This window comes from Geodermatophilus obscurus, from assembly GCF_900143215.1.
In the GTDB taxonomy this organism is placed as follows: domain Bacteria; phylum Actinomycetota; class Actinomycetes; order Mycobacteriales; family Geodermatophilaceae; genus Geodermatophilus; species Geodermatophilus obscurus_A.
Window position 1 is genome coordinate 1 of the sequence record NZ_FRDM01000030.1, and the last position, 21687, is coordinate 21687.

Annotated in this window: 21 protein-coding genes, 2 tRNA genes and 1 other RNA gene; 20 read left to right on the plus strand and 4 right to left on the minus strand. The window is 74.4% G+C overall.

Features of this window, described 5'->3' with window-relative positions; all coding sequences use genetic code 11:
* The first annotated feature begins 108 nt into the window (after positions 1-108).
* From BUB17_RS19600 to BUB17_RS19620, 5 genes are all read left to right on the plus strand, one after another.
* Positions 109-771, plus strand: coding sequence for an O-methyltransferase (locus tag BUB17_RS19600; RefSeq protein ID WP_072920371.1), 663 nt, complete (start codon positions 109-111; stop codon positions 769-771).
* Positions 768-1265, plus strand: coding sequence for a tRNA adenosine deaminase-associated protein (locus BUB17_RS19605; RefSeq protein WP_072920372.1), 498 nt, complete (start codon positions 768-770; stop codon positions 1263-1265). The genes BUB17_RS19600 and BUB17_RS19605 overlap by 4 nt, the downstream gene beginning before the upstream one ends.
* Positions 1266-1375: 110 nt before the next feature.
* Entirely contained in the window at positions 1376-2035 is a 660-nt protein-coding gene (locus BUB17_RS19610; RefSeq protein WP_072920409.1) for an HAD-IA family hydrolase, read from the plus strand.
* An 85-nt stretch (positions 2036-2120) separates the two neighbouring features.
* The gene (locus tag BUB17_RS19615; protein ID WP_072920373.1) at positions 2121-2585 is read left to right on the plus strand and encodes a nucleoside deaminase; all 465 of its coding nucleotides are present in this window, start codon (positions 2121-2123) and stop codon (positions 2583-2585) included.
* 10 nt (positions 2586-2595) lie between these two features.
* A tRNA-Ser gene (locus tag BUB17_RS19620) sits at positions 2596-2680 on the plus strand.
* Positions 2681-2786: 106 nt separating this feature from the next.
* Here the strand turns inward: BUB17_RS19620 and BUB17_RS26995 are convergent.
* Positions 2787-4436, minus strand: a complete 1650-nt coding sequence (locus BUB17_RS26995; RefSeq protein ID WP_175561426.1) for a serine/threonine-protein kinase — start codon at positions 4434-4436, stop codon at positions 2787-2789.
* Between the two features lie 40 nt (positions 4437-4476).
* Positions 4477-4824: a hypothetical protein gene (locus BUB17_RS19630; protein WP_072920374.1), complete on the minus strand. Its 348-nt coding sequence runs from the start codon at positions 4822-4824 to the stop codon at positions 4477-4479.
* Between the two features lie 148 nt (positions 4825-4972).
* Here BUB17_RS19630 and BUB17_RS19635 point away from each other — a divergent pair.
* From BUB17_RS19635 to BUB17_RS19690, 12 genes are all read left to right on the plus strand, one after another.
* Positions 4973-5057: transfer RNA gene (locus BUB17_RS19635), tRNA-Ser, on the plus strand.
* 208 nt (positions 5058-5265) lie between these two features.
* Positions 5266-5361, plus strand: an RNA gene (gene ffs / locus BUB17_RS19640) — signal recognition particle sRNA small type.
* 205 nt (positions 5362-5566) lie between these two features.
* Positions 5567-6409, plus strand: a complete 843-nt coding sequence (locus BUB17_RS19645) for an IclR family transcriptional regulator (protein ID WP_175561427.1) — start codon at positions 5567-5569, stop codon at positions 6407-6409.
* A complete protein-coding gene (locus tag BUB17_RS19650; RefSeq protein ID WP_072920375.1) occupies positions 6409-6879 on the plus strand; it encodes a pyridoxamine 5'-phosphate oxidase family protein in 471 nt (156 codons plus the stop codon). The genes BUB17_RS19645 and BUB17_RS19650 overlap by 1 nt, the downstream gene beginning before the upstream one ends.
* Complete coding sequence (locus BUB17_RS19655) at positions 6876-8120, plus strand: M20 family metallopeptidase (RefSeq protein WP_072920376.1); 1245 nt, start codon at positions 6876-6878, stop codon at positions 8118-8120. The genes BUB17_RS19650 and BUB17_RS19655 overlap by 4 nt, the downstream gene beginning before the upstream one ends.
* Positions 8117-9154 carry an ABC transporter permease gene (locus BUB17_RS19660; protein ID WP_072920377.1) on the plus strand — a complete coding sequence of 346 codons (1038 nt, stop codon included), beginning with the start codon at positions 8117-8119 and terminating at the stop codon, positions 9152-9154. Before BUB17_RS19655 ends, BUB17_RS19660 begins: the two co-directional genes overlap by 4 nt.
* On the plus strand, positions 9151-10368 hold the full coding sequence (locus BUB17_RS19665) for a substrate-binding domain-containing protein (protein ID WP_072920378.1): 1218 nt from the start codon (positions 9151-9153) through the stop codon (positions 10366-10368). Before BUB17_RS19660 ends, BUB17_RS19665 begins: the two co-directional genes overlap by 4 nt.
* A 4-nt stretch (positions 10369-10372) precedes the next feature.
* Entirely contained in the window at positions 10373-11887 is a 1515-nt protein-coding gene (locus BUB17_RS19670) for a sugar ABC transporter ATP-binding protein (RefSeq protein WP_072920379.1), read from the plus strand.
* Positions 11884-12858, plus strand: coding sequence for an ABC transporter permease (locus BUB17_RS19675; protein ID WP_175561428.1), 975 nt, complete (start codon positions 11884-11886; stop codon positions 12856-12858). Before BUB17_RS19670 ends, BUB17_RS19675 begins: the two co-directional genes overlap by 4 nt.
* Positions 12855-13760, plus strand: a complete 906-nt coding sequence (locus BUB17_RS19680) for an amidohydrolase family protein (protein WP_072920380.1) — start codon at positions 12855-12857, stop codon at positions 13758-13760. Before BUB17_RS19675 ends, BUB17_RS19680 begins: the two co-directional genes overlap by 4 nt.
* Positions 13761-13783: 23 nt before the next feature.
* Positions 13784-14929, plus strand: a complete 1146-nt coding sequence (locus tag BUB17_RS19685) for a pyridoxal phosphate-dependent aminotransferase (protein ID WP_072920381.1) — start codon at positions 13784-13786, stop codon at positions 14927-14929.
* Positions 14930-15202: 273 nt separating this feature from the next.
* A complete protein-coding gene (locus BUB17_RS19690; protein ID WP_072920382.1) occupies positions 15203-17464 on the plus strand; it encodes a DNA polymerase III subunit gamma and tau in 2262 nt (753 codons plus the stop codon).
* 85 nt (positions 17465-17549) lie between these two features.
* On the opposite strand, the gene BUB17_RS19695 is transcribed toward BUB17_RS19690, so the two are convergent.
* Both BUB17_RS19695 and BUB17_RS19700 read right to left on the minus strand, forming a co-directional pair.
* On the minus strand, positions 17550-18032 hold the full coding sequence (locus BUB17_RS19695) for an SRPBCC family protein (protein WP_072920383.1): 483 nt from the start codon (positions 18030-18032) through the stop codon (positions 17550-17552).
* On the minus strand, positions 18029-18469 hold the full coding sequence (locus tag BUB17_RS19700; RefSeq protein WP_072920384.1) for an ArsR/SmtB family transcription factor: 441 nt from the start codon (positions 18467-18469) through the stop codon (positions 18029-18031). Before BUB17_RS19700 ends, BUB17_RS19695 begins: the two co-directional genes overlap by 4 nt.
* A gap of 128 nt (positions 18470-18597) precedes the next feature.
* On the opposite strand from BUB17_RS19700, the gene BUB17_RS19705 reads away from it, so the two are divergent.
* From BUB17_RS19705 to BUB17_RS19715, 3 genes are all read left to right on the plus strand, one after another.
* Positions 18598-18933 (plus strand): YbaB/EbfC family nucleoid-associated protein, encoded by a 336-nt coding sequence (locus BUB17_RS19705; protein ID WP_072920385.1) that lies wholly within the window; start codon positions 18598-18600, stop codon positions 18931-18933.
* 34 nt (positions 18934-18967) lie between these two features.
* Positions 18968-19567 carry a recombination mediator RecR gene (recR, locus tag BUB17_RS19710; protein ID WP_072920386.1) on the plus strand — a complete coding sequence of 200 codons (600 nt, stop codon included), beginning with the start codon at positions 18968-18970 and terminating at the stop codon, positions 19565-19567.
* A 341-nt stretch (positions 19568-19908) separates the two neighbouring features.
* On the plus strand, positions 19909-21618 hold the full coding sequence (locus BUB17_RS19715) for an ABC transporter substrate-binding protein (RefSeq protein ID WP_072920387.1): 1710 nt from the start codon (positions 19909-19911) through the stop codon (positions 21616-21618).
* Positions 21619-21687 lie beyond the last annotated feature (69 nt).

Below are 21687 nucleotides of genomic sequence, written 5' to 3' on the forward strand. Positions count from 1 at the left end.
GCCCCCGCGCGCCGCGACCCCCGCGCTCCTCCGGCCCCCGCGCGCCGCGACCCCCGCGCTCCTCCGGCCCCCGCGCGCCGCGACCCCCGCGCTCCACCCCTCCACGCCATGACGCCGCGGTCGTTCCTCCTCACCCCGGAACTCGGCGACTACGTGCGGGCCGGCTCCGAGCCGCCGGACGACGTCGTCACCGACCTGCTCGCCGAGACCACGGCGCTGGCCGACCGCGGCGAGGTGCCGCCGACCTACCAGATCGCGCCCGAGCAAGGCACCTTCATGCAGCTGCTCACCCGCGCCCTCGGCGCTCGCCGGGCGATCGAGATCGGCACCTTCACCGGCTACTCCGCGCTGTGCGTGGCCCGCGGGCTGCCCGAGGACGGCTCGCTGCTGTGCCTGGACACCAGCGAGGAGTGGACGGCGGTGGCCCGGCGGTACTGGACCCGCGCGGGGCTGGCCGACCGCATCGAGCTGCGGCTCGGCGACGCGCACGAGTCGCTGCGCGCGCTGCCGGCCGAGCCCACCTTCGACCTGGCGTTCGTCGACGCCGACAAGACCGGCTACGCCGACTACGTCGACCAGCTGCACCCACGGATGACCGGCAACGGCGTCGTGCTGCTGGACAACACCCTGCGCGGCGGCCGGGTGCTCGACCCGCAGAGCGACGACGACCGGGCGCTCGTCGAGCTCAACGCCGCGCTGGCCACCGACCCCCGTTGGGAGACGGTGCTGCTGCCGCTGTCCGACGGCCTGACGATGCTGCGGCGCCGATGAGCGCACCGGACACGCCGGCCAGCTGGGCGGTACGGGTGAGCCGTCCCGACGGGGCCTGGCGGGTGGAGCTGCTCGCCGCGGACGCCGGGGACGAGCTGCCGGCCCTGGAGCGGGCGCTCGGCGACCCGGGCGCCGGGGACTGGCCCGGGCCGTTCGTCGTGGTCGTCGACTCGCGGCTGTACTTCGTCGTCCTCCGGCACGGACCCGGCGGGCTGGTGCGGGCGCTGGTCTCCGACGCCACCATGCAGGAGTGGCTGCTCGCCGCCGAGGTGGTGGAGCGGTACGGCATCGCGGTCGACGCCGAAGGGGCGTTCGACGACGACGAGACCGGCTGGCCCGGCGGCGACCTGGACGTCTTCGCCGACGACGGGCTGTCGGCCGAGCAGCTGCGGGCGATCGTCACCGCCGACGACCTGTGGGCCGACGAGATGGTCGCCGCGATCGCCGCGCGGCTGGGCTTCGCCGACGAACTCGCCGCGGCGGTGACCCCGTGAGCGGCTCCGCCGTCCCACCGGCTCCGCCGGGCAGGAGCGAACCCGAGGACCCCGTGAGCGGCTCCGCCGTCCCACCGGCTCCGCCGGGCGGGAGCGAACCCGAGGACACCGTGAGTGCTCCGGCGACCGCGGTCGTCTTCGACCTCGGCGGGGTGATCACCGACAGCCCGATGACCGCCTTCGCCGCCTACGAGGCCGAGGCCGGGCTGCCCGAGGGTCTCATCGTACGGCTGAACAGCACCGACCCCGACACCAACGCCTGGGCCCGGTTCGAGCGCAACGAGCTCGACGCGGCCGGGTTCACCGACGCCTTCGAGGCCGAGGCCCTGGCCGCGGGGCACCGGCTGGACGCCCGGAGGGTGCTGGCCGCGCTGGCCGGCGAGGTGCGCCCGCAGATGGTCGAGGCGGTGCGGCGGCTGCGGGCGGCGGGGCTGCCGCTCGCGCTGCTGTCGAACAACGTGACGCCGATGGAGCGCACCGGCCGGCTGGGAGAGCTGCTGGAGCTGTTCGACGCGGTGGTGGAGTCCTCGGTGGAGGGCGTGCGCAAGCCCGAGCCGGAGATCTACCGCCGCGCGCTGGCCCGGCTCTCGGCGGCGGTCGGCCGGGACCTCGCCTTCTCGGACTGCGCCTACCTCGACGACCTCGGCATCAACCTCAAGCCGGCCCGCGCGATGGGCATGCACACGGTCAAGGTGACCGACCCGGCCGCCGCGCTCGACGAGCTGTCGGCGCTGGTCGGCATCGAGCTGCGGGGCGGCGCCGGGTCGTGACCCCCACGCCGGCCCACCCGTCCCCGCACTGCTCCGCCGCCGAGTGCCCGGGCACCCGGCGACGGAGCACCCCGGTGGGGACGCCATGACGGTGGACGTCGAGGCCGCGATGGGCCGCGCGCTCGAGCTGGCCGCGGCCGCCGTCGAGTGGGGCGACACGCCGATCGGCGCCGTCGTCCTCGGGCCGGACGGCGCGGTGCTCGCCGAGGCGGCCAACGAGCGGGAGAAGCAGGGCGACCCGACCGCGCACGCCGAGGTCCTGGCGCTGCGCGCCGCCGCGCGGGTGCACGGCGACGGCTGGCGGCTGACCGGGACGACGCTCGTGGTCACCCTCGAGCCCTGCACCATGTGCGCCGGCGCGAGCGTGCTGGCCCGCGTCGGCCACGTCGTCTACGGCGCCGACGACCCCAAGGCGGGTGCGGCCGGATCGCTGTGGGATGTCGTCCGCGACCGGCGGCTCAACCACCGTCCGCAGGTCACCGGCGGGGTCCGGGCCGAGGAGTCCGCCACGCTGCTGCGCGCGTTCTTCCGTCGTCAGCGGGGCCTGTAGTCTGGTCGACGGTGGCGTGTCCGAGCGGCCGAAGGAGCACGCCTCGAAAGCGTGTGAGGTGCAAGCCTCCGTGGGTTCAAATCCCACCGCCACCGCAGATCGACGGCGGCGTCCCGACTCCGGGGCGCCGCCGTCGCGATTCCGGCCCCGTCCAGGGCACCGCCCCGAGCCTGAGAGGGGTGGGGAGGACGGGGTCCTTCATCACGCGACCAGGTCCAGGTCGACCAGCCAGTCGCCGTCGTCGTCCCGCACCAGGCGGACCTGGTGGCGTTCGGTCTGTTCGCGCCCGTCGGCCCCGGTGAACTCGACCTCGGTCGTGGCCGTGACGACGCCGTCCTCGGCCTGCTCCGCGCCGCGCACCTCCCGCAGGTCCACCTCCTCCCACGGTGCCCAGAAGTCGCGGTAGTAGCTCCGGCTGGCCTGCGACCGCAGGTACGGACCGGTCATGTCGTAGGCGGCGTCGGGGTCGTCGGGGAGCAGTCCGTAGTACTGGTCCAGCGTCTCCTCGACGACCTCGGCCGGGTCCTCGGCCGGCTCGTCGGACGACGGTTCGCTCGACGGCGTGTCCGTACCGGTGGACGGCGTCGGCTCGGTGTCCGGGGTCTCCGGCGCGGGAGCGTCCTCCGCGGGGGGCGTCGCGTCGTCGACGGGCGGCGACGACGCCGGAGCGGCGGCGCTGGACCCGGCGTCGCCCCGCGTGCTGAGCCAGAGCCCGCCGCCGAGCAGCAGGACGGCGAGCAGCAGCAGTGCGGCCAGCAGCGGCCCGCGGCGCCGCCGGGGGCTCGGCGCCGGGGCGGCGGCGGGAGGCCGGTCCTCCGCCTGGCGAGGCGGAGGCGGCGTGCGCGGCCCGGCGGGGGAGACGTGGACGGCGGTGCCCGGGTCCCGGTACCCGGCGGCGGCCGCGGCGCCCGCTCCCGCGGCCGGCACCGCTCCGGTACCCAGCTCCTCGGTGCGCGCCCGGTTGCTCGAGGACCGCAGCTTGGTGCGCGCCAGCAGCACGGTCGTCGGGTCGCCGTCCCGGCCGACCGCCAGCCGGGCGAGCTCGTCGCGGGCCTCGGTCGTCGTCGGCCGGTCCGCGGGGTCGACGGCCAGCATCCGCATCAGCGGCGCGGTCATCGAGCCGGCGCGGCGCGGGGGGATCAGCTCGCCGCCCGCGACGCGGTGCAGCAGCCGCAGGGCGTTGTCGTCCATGCCGAACGGCGGCTGGCCCTCCAGGCAGGTGTAGAGCGTCGCGCCGAGGGAGAAGACGTCGCTCTCCGCTGTCACCTCCCCGCCGCGGGCGACCTCGGGGGCCAGGAAGGCCGGGGTGCCGGTGATCTGGCCGGTCTGGGTGAGGGTGACGTCGTCGCGGGCGTGCGAGATGCCGAAGTCGGTGATCTTCACCAGGCCCTCGACCCGCGGCCCCTGCCCGATGAGGACGTTGGCCGGCTTCACGTCGCGGTGCACGATGCCGGCCGCGTGCGTGGCGGACAGGGCGTCGGCCACCTGGGCACCGATCTGCGCGACCTGGTCGACCGGCAGGACGCCGTCCTGGTGCAGCACCTCGGCCAGGCTGCGGGAGGGCAGGTACTCCATCACCAGCCACGGCGCGCCGTCCTCGAGGGCGACGTCGTAGACCGCGACGGCGTGCGGGTGGGACAGCCGCGCGGCGATCCGGCCCTCCCGCAGCGCCCGTTGGCGCTGCTGGGCGATGACGGTCTCGTCGGCGGTCGGCGGCGGGAGCACCTGCTTGACGGCGACCTGACGTCCGAGCACCTCGTCGGAGGCCAGCCAGACGGCGCCCATGCCGCCTCCGCCGATGCGCTCGACCAGGCGGTAGCGCCCGGCCACGACGTGGCCGGGTCCGCTCACCGTGGATCCCCCCTGTTCGCCGCCGGCACCGGAGCCGCGGTCAGACGCCGGTCGGGACGCCGTACCGGCGGGCGTACTCCTCCTGGGCACCCGCGGGCAGGACGTCGTAGAGCTCGCCGAGCTCCTCGACCACGTCGGAGGAGAGGTCGTCGAAGAGGCGCTGCCAGGTCGGGGGCTCGTCGTAGCTGCGGGTCAGCAGCAGCTCCCAGGCGCGCGTCTGCCGGTCCCGCTTGCTGCGCTCGGCGACGAACTCCGAGAGGTACCGGTCCTTGGCGGCGTCCTTCTCCTCCTTGGTCGCCGAGGCCGGCAGCTCCGAGGGGTCGGCTCCCTTGAGCACCGCGACGATCGCCTCCACGACGTCGGGCCGGAGCCGGTCGGTCTCGCTCATGGGGGCTGCTCTCCTGTCGTCGGCGCGTCGCCGGTCCGGCGCAGCCCCCAGCGTGCCCTGAGGGAGGGAGGCGTAACCACCCCGTACCGCGCCCCGGGTACCGCGGCTGACCGGCCGCACCCGGCCCGGTACCCTGACGGGCGCAGCTGGAGGATTCGCCTAGTGGCCTATGGCGCTCGCTTGGAAAGCGGGTTGGGGGCAACCCCTCGGGAGTTCGAATCTCCCATCCTCCGCAGCAGAGGCCGGGCTCCGCACGGGGCCCGGCCTCCGTCGTCCCCGGGTCCCGGTCGTGCGGTCCCGACGGCCCCCGCTCGGCCGCGGCGGCGAGCAACTGGTGGCGGATCAGGTCAGCCCGTGGTGCTCCCGGTGAGCCGGGGCGTCATGGCACGCAGGATGGCGGGGGGTGCGCCCGGCCTCCGCTCCGTTCCTCTACACTCGTGGGCAGACCCCTCGTGTGGCGTCACCCTGTGAACCTCCCCAGGGCCGGAAGGCAGCAAGGATAAGCGGGCTCTGGCGGGTGCGCGGGGGGTCCCTTTCTCTCCGGACGCAGGCGTGGGATCGCCGATCCCGCTCGCTCCGGGCGCACCCGTGCGAGATCGCCGCTGCCCTTCGGGAAGTTTTCGGCCGGCGGCCGTGGACCGACTTCTGCCCGTCCTGCGGCGAGCGTGCCCGTGACGACCCGTGACGAACGGGCGGCGCCACAGGCCTTGCGCCCGGTGTGATCTCCAACACAATCGACGCCGTGTCCACACCCGGACTGGACCTGGCGTCCACATCTGCAGGTTCGGCCAAGGCGCTGGTCAAGGGACTGGCGCTCGTCGAGCACGTCGCGGAGAGCGACCGCCCTCTGCGCCTGGTCGACCTCGTGCAGGTGAGCGGGGTCCCCCGCCCCACGGCTCTGCGGTTGCTCGACGTGCTGTGCCGAGCCGAGGTGCTCCGGGTGGACAGAACCGGTACCTACACCCTCGGTCCTCGGGTGGCGGCATGGGGTCAGTCCTTCCTCGACCGCCTCGACCTGCGCGCGCAGGCCGCGGAACTCATGGAGGAGCTCGTCGAGATCAGTGGCGAGACCTGCTTCCTCGGCGTCCTCGACAGGTCCCAGGTGCTCTACGTGGCGGCCGTGAACAGCCCGAAGCCGGTGCGACCGGCGGCGCGACCGGGCTCGCGGAACCCCCTGCACTGCACCGGCATCGGCAAGGCCCTGCTCTCCGGGCTGACCGACGCGGAGGTCGAGGAGCTGCTGGTGGAGCCCTTGGAGCGGCGCACGGAGAACACGCTCACCGACCCTGCGGCCGTGCTGGGGCAGGTGCGTGGGGTCCGGGAACGCGGCTTCGCCATCGACGAGATCGAGAACGAGGAGGGGGTGCGCTGCGTCGCCGCCCCCGTCCGGGACCACACCGGCTCCGTCGTCGCGGGGCTGTCGGTCTCGGCCCCCGCCTACCGGTTCTCGACCGACGACGTCCGACGACTGGCGCCGGACGTGGTGCGGGTGACCTCCGAGCTGTCGCGGCGGCTCGGCGCGACCCCGGGTCCTGACGACGTGACCACCGGCCCGGCGACCCCGGGCACCGAGAGGAGCGTGTGATGAGCGAGGACGAGAGCTGGCGGGGCACGGTCGGCAGGCTGGGCGAGGACGCGGTCGCCGCGTTCCTGGCCGAGCCGAAGATCGCCCGGCTGGCCTGCCTGGACGAGAACGGCTGGCCCTACGTGGTCCCCTGCTGGCAGGAGTGGGACGGGGATGCCTTCTGGGTCGTCCCGCGGGAGCGGGCGGCCTGGGGCCGCTACCTGGAGGCGGACCCGCGCTGTGCGATCACCGTCGACGAGGAGGGGGCGCAGCGCAAGGTCGTCGCCCAGTGCCGGGCCGAGCTGGTCGAGCGTCCCAACGTCGGCGGCCAGTGGGTCCCGGTGGCCGAGCGGATGGCCACGCGCTACCTGGGCGAGAACGGACCGAAGTACCTGGAGCCGACGCTGGACAAGCCGCGGTGGCTCTACCGGCTGGTCCCCGTCACGCTGCAGACCTGGCAGGGGCAGGACTGGGCTGGGCGGTACAAGTGACCGACGGACCGGCCGGGGACGTCCTGGACGTCGTCGAGCTCGCGCGCACGCTCGTGCGCACCCCGAGCCCCAACCCGCCGGGGGACGAGCGCGCCGTGGCCGCCGCCGTCACCGACGTCCTCCCGATGCTCGGGTTGCCGGCCGCTGAGGTCCTGGCGCTCGATCCCGGTCGTCCGAACGTGCTCCTCACGCTCGACTTCGGCGCCGGGGGGCGGCACCTGGTGCTCTCCGGGCACCTGGACACCAAGCCGGTCGGTGACGCCCGGTGGACGGTCGATCCCCTGGGCGCCGACCTCGACGGCGACCGCCTGTACGGCCTCGGGTCGGCGGACATGAAGGGTGCGGTCGCGTCCATGCTCGTCGCCGCGGCCCGGTTGGCCCGGAACCCGCTCGCCCGAGGCCGGCTCACCCTGCTGTTCACCGCCGACGAGGAGGACGGCGCGACGTTCGGTGCCCACCACGTCGCCGGGACCCGGCCCCTGGACGCCGACGCCGTCGTCATCGGCGAGCCCGGGGGGATCGAGACCGACTTCGACCGGGTGCACCTGGTCAGTCGCGGGATCGCGCGGCTGCGCCTGATCGCCCGGGGCCGGCAGGGCCACTCGAGCCTGTCCGGTACCCCCGGGACCCGCAACGCCGGGGTGGACGCCGCCCGCCTGGTGACGGCAGTGGCCGATGAGCTCGTCCTCGACGTCCCCCGCAACGTCGACGAGCTGGAGGGCTGGGCCGCGACCGTCAACACCGGCATGACCTACCGCGGCGGCGTCGGCTACGGCGTCCTCCCCGGCAGGGTCGCCGTCGACACCGAGGTACGGCTGCTCCCGGGGATGGACCGCTCCGCGGTGACCGCAGCCTTCACCGGCCTGGCCGACCGGGTGGCCGGTGTGACCGGGGCCGATCTCGCGGTGGAGTACGACGCCGCGCCCAACGACTGGCTGCCGCCGGCCGCCGTCCCGGCCGGGCACCCCGTCGCCCGGGCGGCACAGGCGGCCTGCGCCCGGGTCCTGGGCAGCACGCCACCGCTGGCGGTCTTCCCCGGGACGACCGACGCCACCTGGTTCGACGCCGGTCAGGGCATCGCCACGCTCCCTGCGCTCGGCCCCGGCCTGCTGCGGCGGGCCCACGGTGCTGACGAGTGGGTCTCGGTCGCCGCCGTCCGACGGTCCGTGGACCTGTACGAGGACCTGACCCGCCGGTACTGCGCGGCGGAGGACGCGCCGGCCGTGGACGGCCGCCCGTGACCACCGGCGCGCCGCCGACGGAAGCCGCCGGGCCGGCCCGCGCCGGCGCATCGGCCGGGCGGGACGTGGTGCGCCGTGCCCTGTCGCTGCTCGCCCCCCTGGCGGGGCTGGCCGTGCTCCTGCTGGTGGCAGCGGTGACCACGCCAGGCTTCTACAGCGCCGGCGTGCTGCAGCTGGTGCTGTTCCAGATCGGCCTCATCGGCGTGACCGCGGTGGGGCAGACGCTCGTCCTGCTCGTCGGCGGGATCGACCTGTCCATCGGCGCCGTCATCGGCCTCACCACGGTGGTCATCGCCGAGCACAGCCGGGGGGACGGCGAGCGGTTGGGTGTCGCGATCCTCCTCGCCACCGCGGCCGGGGCCGGAGTAGGGCTCCTCAACGGCCTGCTCGTGGTGCGCCGGCAGGTGCCGGCGTTCGTCGCGACCTTCGCCACCTTCGTCCTGGTGCAGGGCGTGATCACCGCGTGGACCCGTGGCGCCCCGAGCGGGAACATCCCCGGGGAGCTGTCCCCGCTGGGCATCGGCCGCTGGCTCGGGATCCCGGTGCCCTTGTGGGCCTTCCTGGTCGTGGCGGTCGTCGCCGGGGTCGTCCTCGGCCGGACGGGACTGGGGCGCCGGCTGTACGCCACGGGCGCCAACGAGCGGGCGACCGCGCTGTCCGGGGTGCGGACACGGTGGATCATCGCCGGCTGCTTCGTCGCCTCGGGGCTGCTCGCCGTCCTGGCCGGCCTGATCAACGCCGGCTACATCGGCTACGTGGACGCGCGGCTGTCCCGCAGCCTCGACCCGAACTCCGTCGCCGCCGCGGTCATCGGTGGCATCGCCCTGACCGGGGGACGTGGCCGCATCGGCCAGACCGTCGTGGGCGTGACGCTCCTCGCGGTCCTGCTGGCCTGGCTGCGCCAGCTCGGCGCGGGTGCGGGGGCGCAACTGGTGGTGAGCGGCGCGGTGATCCTGCTCGCCGTCTGGCTCCAGGGCAGCGGGTGGGCCGCCCGGTCCCCTCGTCGGATCAAGCAGAGGGATGGAGTGCGATGAGGATCCACAGCAGCACCTCGCGCCGTTCGCGGCCGCTGCGCCTGCCGCTGGCGATCGGTCTGACGGCCGTGCTCGTGACGGCCTGCGGGACCGAGCAGGAGGGGGCCACTGCCGGCGGTGGCGGTGGCGGGGGAGGGGGCGCGAGCGGCGAGGAGTGCGCCAACGCCGAGGAGGCCCAGGCGTCCTACGAGCAGGCCTGGACCGAGACCGCCCAGCAGCTGGGGCTGGAGAACCTGGAGCCCACCGAGGAGCAGGTCTGCGAGGTCGACACCGCGCCGTGGGCCGCCGAGCCGAAGAACGGCGAGACCTACCGGATCGCCTTCGCCGCCCAGGGACCCACCAACTCCTGGGGCCTGACCAACGAGGAGGCGTTCCGGCAGCGCGCCGAGGAAGTGGGTGTGGAGGTGCTCTACGCCTCCGCGAACGGTGACGCCACAGCGCAGGTGGACAACATCCAGCAGCTGGCCTCGCAGGACCCCGACGCGCTCGTCGTGGTGCCGATGGGCGACGGCATCACCGGCCAGGTGCAGGCCGCCGCCGGCCAGGGCATCCCGGTCGTCCTGTGTGCCGGCCGGCTCAGCGACAGCAGCAGCGTGGTCTCGACCGTCACCCGCCAGTACGAGCTGCTCGGTTCGGCCTATGCGGAGTGGCTGGTCCAGCAGCTCGGTGGTGAGGGGCAGGTGGCCGTCCTCAGCGGCCTGGCCGGCGTCCCCACGGCCGAGTACCAGAAGGCCGCCGCGCTCGAGGTCTTCGCGGAGCACCCGGGCATCGAGGTGGTGACCGAGCAGTACACCGAGTGGTCGCCGACCGTGGCCAAGCAGGTGGCGGCCAACCTCGTCACCCAGTACCCCGACCTCGACGGCATCTGGTCGGACTCGGGCTACGGCGACCTCGGCGTCGTGCAGGCCTACCAGGAGGCCGGCCGCCCGGTCCCGCCGGTGACCGGTGACGCGATCAACGCGTTCCTCAAGGCCGTCCAGGGGACCGACGTCCGGTTCGCGCTGTCGTCCTTCCCGCCGGAGCAGAGCATGCAGTGCCTGGACACCGCCATGGCGGCCCTCGCGGGCGAGCCGGTGCTGGACAAGGTCTACATCAACAGCCCGAGCTTCACGCACGAGCAGATCGACGAGTACGTGCGGCCCGAGTGCACCGACAACCTGTTCGTCCCCTCCGCGCTCCCGGACGAGCAGCTGCGTGAACTGGGGCTGTGCTGACCCCATGGCGTCCTCCACGGCGGTCCTGCAGGCCCGGGGGCTGACGAAGTCCTTCCCCGGCGTGCGGGCGCTCGACCGGGCCGACCTCACGTGTCGGCCCGGTCGGGTCCACGCCCTCGTCGGGGAGAACGGGGCCGGCAAGTCCACGCTGGTCCGCATCCTCACCGGCAACCAGCGCCCGGACGAGGGCGAGGTGCTGCTCGACGGCCAGCCGGTCCGCTTCGCGGGCCCGCGCGAGGCCATGGCCGCAGGGATCAGCGCCGTCTACCAGGAGCTGACCGTGCTGCCGGCGATGAGCGTGGCCGACAACGTCATGCTCGGGCAGGAGCGCACCTCCCGTGGCCTGCTGGACCGGGCGGCCCAGGACCGGGAGGTCCGAGCCGCGCTGGCCCGGGTGGGCCTCGGCGACCTGGACCCGCGGACCCGGGCCGAGGACCTGTCCCTGGCCAACCAGCAGCTGGTGGAGATCGCCCGCGCGCTGGTGCGGCGCAGCCGGGTCATCGTCCTCGACGAGCCCTCGGCGGTGCTCTCCGGCGACAAGCTGGAGGCCCTCTTCACCGTCGTCCGCGGTCTGGCCGCCGAAGGCGTGGCGGTGGTGTACATCAGCCACCTGCTCGAGGAGGTCACCGACCTGGCCGATGACGTGACCGTCCTGCGCGACGGCGCGGTCGTCTCCACCGGGCCGGCGGCGGAGTACGACATCCCGCGGATCATCCGCGAGATGGTCGGCCGCGACGTCGACGCGGTCTTCCCGCCGCTGCCGGAGCCGACCGGCGAGGTGGTGCTGCGGGTGCGTGGGCTGGTGCCGGCGAGCCGCGGCCGCGCACCCGAGCCGCTGGACCTCGACGTGCGCGCCGGTGAGATCGTCGGCGTCGCGGGGATGGTCGGGTCGGGCCGCAGCCGGTTGCTGCGCTCGCTGGCCGGCGAGCACCCGCGCGCGGCGGGGACCGTGGAGGTCGCGGGCCGCCCGGTGCCCACCGGCACGCGGCGCGCGATCGCGGCCGGCGTCGCACTCGTCCCGGAGGAGCGCAAGACCGAGGGGCTGGTCCTCCCGCTGCCGGTGCGGGCCAACACCACCCTGGCCGCGCTCGGACAGGTGCTGCGCGGCGGTTTCCTGTCCACCCGCCGGGAGCGGGACGTGTTCCGCGAGGAGCAGGCCCGGCTCGGCATCCGGGCGTCCGACCCCGAGCAGGGCACCTGGCAGCTCTCCGGTGGCAACCAGCAGAAGGTCGTGCTCGCCAAGTGGCTGCGCCGGGGCCCGCGCGTGCTGCTCCTCGACGAGCCGACCCGCGGCGTGGACGTCGGCGCGAAGGCGGAGATCTACCGACTGGTCGCGGCGCTGTCCGCCGACGGGATGGCCGTGGTCATGGTCTCCAGCGACCTGCCGGAGGTCATCGGGCTCTCCCACCGCGTGCTGGTGTGCCGGGGGGGCGGGGTCGCCGGTGAGCTGGCCGGGGCGGCGATCAACGAGGAGAACGTCATGCACATCGCCCTGGACACCGCGGGATCGTCCCGGTGAGCGCCGCAGCGGCCCTCGAGATCCGTCCCCGGCGGTTCTCCCTCGCCGACCTGACGCGCACGGGAGCGGCCGTGTGGATCGTCGTCCTGGTCGCGGTGGTGGCCCTCACCGTCACCGACGCCGGCGGGTTCTGGGCACCGGCCAACATCGCGAACGTGCTGACCGCCACGGTCGTCCTGGGGCTGGCCGCGCTGGGTCAGCACCTGGTCGTGCTCAGCGGCGGGATCGACCTCGCGGTCGGCTCGACCGCGACGCTGTCGGCCCTGCTCACCGCCATCCTCCTCGACGGATACCCGATCCGGACCGTGCCGGTGCTGGTCGGGATGCTCCTGCTGGGTGGGGTCATCGGCCTGCTCCACGGGCTGCTCGTCGCCCGGGTGGGCCTGCCCCCGTTCATCGTGACGTTGGCCAGTCTGTACCTCATCCAGGGCGCGGCCTTCACGATCAGCACCACCCCGACCGGGCAGGTCACCAGCGCGCTGTCCTCGGTCGCGCTCCAGCGGATCGGTCCGGTGCCCTACTCCTTCGCCGTCCTCGTGGTGGCTCTGGCAGCAGTGGCCTTCGCCCTGGGCCGGACGGCGTTCGGGCGGCAGCTGTACGCCGTCGGCGGCGACCTGCCGGCGGCGCGGTCCAGCGGTGTCCCGGTGGAGAAGGTCCTCGTCACCGCCTACGTCCTGGCGGGGGTGCTCGCGGCGCTGGCCGGGATCCTGCTGGCCGCCCGGGCCACCATCGGGTCGCCGACGGCGGGGCAGGGCCTGGAACTGTCGGCGATCACCGTCGTCGTCCTGGGTGGCACCTCGCTGCTCGGCGGTCGAGGCAGCCTCGTCGGCACCATGGGCGGCGTCCTGCTGCTGTCCCTGGTCAGCAGCTCGGTGACGCTGCTGCAGTTGCCGGCCACTCTCACCGAGCTCATCCGCGGCGTGGTGATCCTCGCGGCAGCCGCGCTCTTCGTGGCCAAGGTGCGACGGTGACCGGCGCCGGACCGAGCGTTCCCGGGGTGGTCGACGGGCACGCGCACGTCTTCCGCTCCGCCGCTGCCTCCCCCCGGGGCATCGACGAGCTCGCTCCCGCGGAGCGGGAGGCGCCGGCCGAGGAACTGCTGGCCCGCATGGCCGACGCCGGCGTGCAGGCGGCGGTGCTCGTGGCCCTGGACGGCGCCGACGACGACGTGGCCGACGCGATCGAGCGCCATCCCGGGCGGTTCGCCGCCGTGGCCGTGGCCAACCCGGCCGAGCTCGGCACCGCCGGCGTCGACCCGGTGGACACGGCGCGGGCGCGACGCGAGCGCCTGCCGTTCGGGGCCCTGCGGTTCCGCTGGCTGGGCGAGCCCGGCCGGCCGGTGGCCGACTCCCCGGCCCTGCCGGTGCTGCGGTGGATGGCCGCGGAGCAACTGCCGCTCTGGAGCTATCTGCCGCCGGAGCAGCTCCGGCTCCTCGAGGAGCTCGTCGGGCTCCTGCCCGACCTGCCCGTGGTGCTCAACCACCTCGGGTTCTGCCCGCACGACATGTGGGTCGACGAGCACCGGCGGCCCCGCTTCGACGACCCGTTCCCCGAGCCGCTCGTGCAGCGCCTCGTCCGGCTCGCCGACGCGCCGAGCACGTACGTGCTCGTCTCCGGCCAGTACGCCCTGTCCAGCGGTGAACCCCCTTACGCGGACCTGTTCCCCGTCACCCGGCGGCTCGCGGCGGCGTACGGCGCCGATCGGCTGCTGTGGGGCTCCGACCACCCCTGGCCGAGCGACGTGCCGGGGTACGCCGCGTTGCCCGGCCTGGTGCCGTCGGCGTTGCCCGACCTCGACGAGCGCGGGCTCGCGCGGGTCCTCGGCGGCACCGCCCGTGCGCTGTTCCCCCGGCTGGCCGGTCCGGCCACCTGATCCACCGAACGAGGAGACCGCACATGCCCACCCTGGCACCCGGCGCGGAGTCGATGCCCCGCTCCGGCATCCGACAGGTGATGGACCTCGCGTGGAGCCTGCCCGACCCCGTCATCGGGCTGCACGTGGGCGAACCGAGCTTTCCGTCGCCCGCCCACGTGGTCGAGGCCGCGCGGGCGGCCTACGCGGCAGGAGAGACCCACTACGTCCCCAACGCCGGCACCGACGCGCTGCGCGCCGCGATCGCCGAGAAGGTCAGCACGGCCAACGGCTTCGACGTCACCCCGGGCCAGGTGGTGGTGTCGGCGGGTGGCGCGCAGGCGCTGCACAACGCCTTCTCCCTCACGCTCAGCGCGGGCGACGAGGTGCTGATCCCGGATCCCGGCTGGCCGAACTACGCCATGGCGGTGCAGCTGCTGCAGGCGGTACCGGTGCGCTACCCGCTGCGGCCGGGGAACGGCTTCCGCCCCGACCCCGCCGACCTCGCCCGGCTGGTCACCGAGCGGACCCGGGTGCTGGTGGTCAACACGCCGTCCAACCCGCTGGGCACGGTACTGCCGGCCACGGACGTCGAGGCGCTGGTCCGGCTGGCCGAGGACCACGACCTGTGGCTGCTGTCCGACGAGTGCTACGACGCGCTCACCTTCGGGCAGCCGCACGTCAGCCCTGGCCGGTTCGACCGCGACGGCCGGGTGCTGAGCGCGTTCAGCTTCTCCAAGACCTACGCCATGACGGGCCTGCGGGTCGGCTACCTGGTCACCACTGAGGAGGTGGCCCGGCAGTCCGCCAAGCTCCAGGAGCCGATGCTGGCCTGCGTGAACGCCCCCGCGCAGGCGGCGGCGCTCGCCGCGCTGCGCGGTCCGCAGGACGAGGTGGCGGTGATGCGGGCGGCCTACCGGGAGCGGCGGGACCTCGCCCTGGCCCAGCTCGACGCACAGGGCATGGGCTACCTCACCCCGGAGGGCGCCTTCTACCTGTGGGTGGACGTCCGGGACCGCAGTTCCGGGGACGTCGCGACCTGGGCGATGGACCTGCTGCGGCAGCACCACGTGGCCGTGGCGCCGGGCACGACCTTCGGGCCGCTCGGCGAGGGCTGGGTGCGGTTGTCCCTGGCCACCGCCACCGAGGACCTGATCGAGGGCATCCGGCGCATGGGCAAGGCCCGATGACCGCGCGCAGGCAGCCGGGACCGGTGCTGCGCGAGACCGGGCTCGTGGCGATCCTGCGCGGGCGCGCTCGCGGTCACGGTGCCGGGTGACCGGGAGGGGCTGTCGTCCCTGGCCGATCCGGAGTTGCTCGAGGAGGCGGGACGTCGTCCGTCGATCGGGGCGAGATCGCCGATCCCGCGCTCCGGGGCGCGCCTCCGGGTGAGATCGCCGGTGTCGCCACGGGCTGCGGCGGAGGTCGCCGTTCCCGTCCGCCCTGGCACGTAACCTCGTCGCGTGGCTCTGGCGCTCTACCGGAAGTACCGCCCGGCGACCTTCGCCGAGGTGGTCGGGCAGGAGCACGTGACGGCCCCGCTGGTCAACGCCGTCGACGGCGGGCGGATCAACCACGCCTACCTGTTCAGCGGACCGCGCGGGTGCGGCAAGACCTCCTCGGCGCGCATCCTCGCCCGGTCGCTGAACTGCGAGCAGGGCCCGACGTCGACCCCGTGCGGCACCTGCGGCTCCTGCGTGGCCCTGGCGCCCGACGGCCCCGGCTCGCTCGACGTCATCGAGATCGACGCGGCCAGCCACGGCGGTGTCGACGACGCCCGCGACCTGCGCGAACGGGCGTTCTTCGCACCGGTGAACAGCCGCTTCAAGGTCTACATCGTCGACGAGGCGCACATGGTCACCACGCAGGGCTTCAACGCCCTGCTCAAGGTGGTCGAGGAGCCGCCGGAGTTCCTCGTCTTCGTCTTCGCGACCACCGAGCCGGACAAGGTGCTGCCCACCATCCGCTCGCGCACGCACCACTACCCGTTCCGGCTGGTGCCGCCGACGACGCTGCGCGGACTGCTGGAGCAGACCTGCGCCGCCGAGGGTGTGCAGGTGGAGCCGACCGTCTTCCCGCTGGTCGTCCGCGCCGGCGGCGGCTCGGTCCGTGACTCGCTGTCGATCCTCGACCAGCTGCTGGCCGGGGCCGGCGAGGAGGGGGTCACCTACAGGAGCGCCGTCGGGCTGCTCGGGGTCACCGACGACGCACTGCTCGACGAGACGATCGACGCGCTCGCCGCGCACGACGCGCCCGGCGTCTTCCGCGCCGTGGACCGGGTGGTGGAGGCCGGGCACGACCCGCGCCGGTTCGCCACCGACCTGCTCGACCGGCTGCGGGACCTCATCGTGCTCGACGCCGTTCCGGACGCGGGGGGCAACGGGCTGCTGGACTGCCCGCCCGACCGGCTGGACCTGATGAGCTCGCAGGCCTCGGCGCTGGGGTCGGCGACGCTGTCGCGGATGGCCGACGCGGTGCACGCGGGCCTCACCGAGATGCGGGGGACGACGGGCCCGCGGCTGCTGCTCGAGCTCGTGTGCGCGCGGATGCTGCTGCCCGGGACCGACGGCTCGGCGGCGGCCACCCTGCAGCGGCTGGAACGCCTCGAGCGTCGGATGTCGATCGCCGGTGAGCACGCGGGCCGACCGATCGCCGAGCCCGCCGTCCTCGACGCGCCGGTGCACGAGTCCCGACCGGAGCCCGCCGCCGCGCCGCCGGCAGCTGACCAGCCCGGTCGCCCGGTGCGCGAGTTCGTGCGCAGGTCGCAGGTCGTCGCGCAGGCGCCGAGCGCCCCGGCGGCACCCGCGCAGCCGGCGCCGGAGCCGCCGCGCGCCGAGCCGGAGCGGCCCGAGCCACCGCGTCCGGAGCCCGCGCGCGCCGAGCCGGTCGCGGTCCGCCCGCCGGCCGACGACGGCTGGCCGGCGACCACCCCGCCGGGGTCGGGTGCCCCGCCCCGCCCGTCGGCGCCGGCCGCCACCCCGCCGGCCGCCACCCCGCCGGCCGCAGCCGAGGAGTCGCGGCGCGCCCGCGCCGCCGTGGGTGAGCCCGACATCCCGCTGCCTCCGGAGCCGGCCGACGACGAGGACTGGCCGCACCCGGCCCAGCCGGCCGCGGCCGCGGCTGCGGCGGCGCGCGTGGAGCAGCCCCGGCCGACGGCGTCGTCGGCGCCCCGGGCCGCGGCCGAGTCCTCGCCGGCCCCGCGCGGCAGCGAGCCGATGCCCGTGGTGACGGCCAACCCGCCGGAGCCGGGCGCCGCGGACGGCGAGCTGGACGCCGGCGACGTGCGCCGGGTGTGGCCGGAGCTGCTGGCCGTCGTCCGCCGGCACAAGCGGACCACCGAGGCGCTGCTGAAGTCCGCGCAGGTGCACGACGTGGCCGCGGGCACGCTGACCCTGTCGATGACCTCGCCGGCGCTGGCCAAGATGCTCGGCGACGACCTGAACAAGGACGTCGTCCGCACGGCGCTGCAGGAGCTGCTCGGCGTGCGCTGGAAGGTGCAGACCGTCGTCGAGGCTCCCGGCCGGCCCGCGGCGGACCGCACCGTCTCGCCGGAGGCCGCGCGCGAGGCGGCGCGCGCCGCGGAGGCCGCCGAGGCGAGCGAGCTCATGGCCCAGCGGGCGGCGGAGGACACCGGGGGCGACCCGGAGCACGAGCCGGCGGTCGACCCGGAGCAGGCGGCGCTGTCACTGCTGCGCACCCACCTCGGCGCCCGCCCGATCGACTGAAGGACCCCGTCCTCCCCACCCTTCGCGAGCTCAGGGTGGGACCCGGGACGGGGCCGATCCAGTCGGGGCGAGGCCGGGGCCGGGCTCAGCTGCGGGCGAGGAGCTCGTCAAGGCGCTCGTAGCCCTCGCGGATGCCGACCTCCATGCCGCTGGCGATCATGGCGTCCCGGTCGGCGAAGGAGTCCACGAGCGAGGTCGAGGTCAGCCGGGTGCGGCCGTCGCCGAGGTCCTCGAGGACGAGCTTCTCCAGCGCGACGCCGTCGGGCATGCCCTCGAAGGTGAAGGTCTGCACGATCAGCTGGTCCGGCCGGACCTCGTGGAAACTGCCGTGGAAGCCGTACTCCTCGCCGTCCTGCCGGTGCACGTAGCGGTAGGAGCCGCCGGTGCGGCAGTCGTAGTGGTCGATCGTCATCTCGAGTCCGCGCGGGCCGAGCCACTGGACGACCAGCTCCGGGTCGGTGTGCGCGCGGAACACCTTCGCCGGCGGCGCGTCGAACTCGCGGGTGATGCGGACGAGCGGGAGCTCGGGGTCGACGTCGATCCGGGTCTCGTGCGTGCTGGTGGTCATGACGGGTTCCCTCCTGGGGGTGTCGCATCGGTGGGGTGGGTGGGGGAGACGTCGGTGGGCTGGGTGGGGGAGACGTCGGTGGGGTGGGTGGGGGAGACGTCGGTGGGGGCGACGTCGTCCGGCATGGACGCCAGGACGTCGTCGAGACGGCGGTAGCGCTCCTCGGCCTGCCGCCGGTAGCGCTCGATCCACGTCGTCATGAGGTCGAGGACCTCCGCCTCGAGGTGCACCGGACGTCGCTGGGCGTCGCGGCTGCGGCTGACCAGGCCGGCGTCCTCGAGCACCCGCAGGTGCTTGGAGACGGCCTGGACGCTGACGGCGTAGGGCTCGGCGAGCTCGCCGACGGTGGAATCGGTGACCGCCAGGCGGGCGACCATGTCGCGCCGGGTGGGGTCGGCCAGGGCCGCGAAGACCCGGGAGAGCGGATCGGCGGCCATCGGGTGTCCTCCCTTCCTCAACCGTTCGGTTGAGGAGAAGCGTGCACCCATCCGGCACTGTTGTCAACCGTCTGGTTGAGGATGCCGACGTCCCCACGCCTGTCGGTCCCTCGGCCTACTCTCGGGTCATGTTCCCCGGAGGCCAGCCCGACATGGCACGCCTGCTCGAGCAAGCGCAGCAGATGCAGCAGCAGCTGGCTGCCGCGCAGGACCAGTTGGCGCAGGAGGAGGTCACCGGCACGGCCGGCGGCAACCTGGTCAGCGTGACGATGACCGGGCAGGGCGAGGTCACCGCGGTGACGATCGCGCCGGCGGCCGTCGACCCGGACGACGTCGAGAGCCTGCAGGACCTGATCGTCGCGGCCTTCCGCGACGCCTCCCGCGCCGTCAACGAACTCACCGCCAGCCGCATGGGGCCGCTCGCCGGCGGCCTCGGTGGCGGCCTGGGGCTGCCCGGCCTGTAGAGGTCGCGGCACACCCCCTGACGAGAGGGACACCGTGTACGAGGGGGCCGTCCAGGACCTCATCGACGAGCTCGGCCGGCTGCCCGGCGTCGGGCCGAAGAGCGCCCAGCGCATCGCCTTCCACCTGCTGGCGGCGGAGTCCGCCGACGTCGGACGGCTGGTCGCGGCGCTGCAGCGGGTGCAGGCCGAGGTCCGGTTCTGCAGCACCTGCTACAACGTCGCCGAGGGCGAGCAGTGCCGCATCTGCCGCGACCCGCGGCGGGCCGACGACGTCATCTGCGTCGTCGAGGAGCCCAAGGACGTCGTCGCGATCGAGCGCACCCGCGAGTTCCGCGGCCGCTACCACGTGCTCGGCGGCGCGATCAGCCCGATCGAGGGCGTCGGCCCCGACGACCTGCGGGTCAAGGAGCTGATGACCCGGCTGACGAGCGGCGCGGTCACCGAGCTGATCATCGCCACCGATCCCAACCTCGAGGGCGAGGCCACCGCGGCCTACCTGGCGCGGCTGGTCAGCCCGCTCGGGCTGGCGGTCTCCCGGCTGGCCAGCGGCCTGCCGGTGGGTGGCGACCTGGAGTACGCCGACGAGGTCACGCTGGGCCGGGCGTTCGAGGGCCGCCGCCGCATCGACGCGTGAGAGCGGACCCCTGCCCCCGCTCCCTCGTGAGGCCCCCCCGGCCACCCGCACGCTCACGGCGGACCCTGAGGCGCTGGGCGCGGCGACGCTGTGCGCTGGTGCGCAGGTCGTCCGCGGATGACTGCACACCGGCGCACACCGTCGGTCGGGGCCGGCGGGCGTCACCTGCCTGACCTGGCCCGATACCAGGTCACAGGATGGTGTCGATGAGGCTCCCCGGCTCACGGTGGCGCGGACGTCCCGCCTAGGGTCCGACGCACGTCCGTGAGGGCTTGCGCCCTCCGGCCGCGAAGTCGGGAACTCATCCGGCCCACGGGGGCCGAGAAGGCAGGTCTTCCGCGATGCAGCGTCGTCCCCAACGCGTGCTCGCCGCCTCGGCGGCCACGCTCACCGCAGTCACCCTGGCTGCCTGTGCCTCGAGCGACCGGGACTCCGGTGGCGGCGCGGAGGGCGGTGGTGAGGCCCAGTCCGGCGGCACCATGGTCTTCGGCGCCACCGGCGACCCGGCGATGCTCGACCCGGCGTTCGGCAGCGACGGGGAGACCTTCCGCGTCTCCCGCCAGATCTTCGAGGGCCTGCTCGGCAACGAGCTCGGCGGCACCGACCCGGTCCCCGAGCTGGCCGAGGACTGGGAGGTCAGCGAGGACGGGCTGGAGTACACCTTCAACCTGCAGCAGGGCGTCCAGTTCCACGACGGCACGCAGTTCAACGCCGAGGCGGTCTGCTTCAACTTCGACCGCTGGTACAACTTCGAGGGCCTGGCCACCAGCCCGAGCGCCTCGTACTACTACCAGGCGGTCTTCGGCGGCTTCGCCAGCACGCCGGACACCCCGAGCATCTACGAGAGCTGCGAGGCGACCGACGAGAACACCGCGGTCATCCGGCTCACCCAGGTCACCTCGAAGTTCCCCGCGGCCCTCGCGCTGCCGGCGTTCTCCATCCAGAGCCCGACGGCCCTGCAGGAGTACGACGCCGACAACCTGTCCGGCGCCGAGGACGCGCTGACCTACCCCGAGTACGCCCTCGAGCACCCGACCGGCACCGGCCCCTTCCGGTTCGAGAGCTGGGACCGCGGCAACGGTCAGGTCACGCTGGTCCGCAACGAGGAGTACTGGGGCGAGCCGGCGCTGCTCGACGAGCTCATCATCCGCACCATCCCGGACGGCAACACCCGCCGCCAGGAGCTGCAGGCCGGCTCGATCGACGGCTACGACTTCGTCTCGCCGGCGGACTACCAGACGCTGCAGGACGAGGGTCTCCAGGTCCTGGTCCGCGACCCGTTCAACATCCTCTACCTGGGCTTCAACGGCGGGAACGTCCCCGGCACCAGCGCCAACCCAGCGCTGCAGGACCCGCGGGTGCGGCAGGCGATCGCGCACGCGATCGACCGCGACACGATCGTCAGCTCGCTGCTCCCCGAGGGCGCCGAGGCGGCCGTCGAGTTCATGCCGCCGACCGTCGACGGCTACGCCGAGGACGTGACCACCTACCCGTACGACCCGGACCGGGCGCGGCAGCTGCTGCAGGAGGCCGGCGCCGAGGGCACGACCCTGCGGTTCTACTACCCGACCGAGGTCAGCCGGCCCTACCTGCCGGACCCGGCTGCGATGTTCCAGGTCATCAGCCAGAACCTGACCGACGCCGGCTTCACCATCGAGCCGGTCGCGCTGCCGTGGAACCCGGACTACCTGAACGCCGTCCAGTCCGGTCAGGCCGACATCCACCTGCTCGGGTGGACCGGTGACTACAACGACGCCTACAACTTCATCGGCACCTTCTTCGCCGAGGCGTCGAACAACCAGGCGTCGGCGGAGTTCGGGGCGTTCAGCGCGCCGGAGATCTTCCAGGCGCTGGCCCGGGCCGACCAGGAGCCGGACGCGGCCACCCGCACCCGGCTCTACCAGGAGGCGAACCGGCTGATCATGGACTACCTGCCGGGTGTCCCGATCTCCCACTCGCCGCCGGCCCTGGTCGTCGCGGAGAACGTCTCGGGTCTGGAGCCCAGCCCGCTGACCGCCGAGGTCTTCTCCACGGTCTCCATCAGCGAGTGACCCCCGAGCCCGTCCCCGTCGGCAGCTCCCGGGCTGCCGACGGGGACGGTGTCGTGACCGACGCCGGAC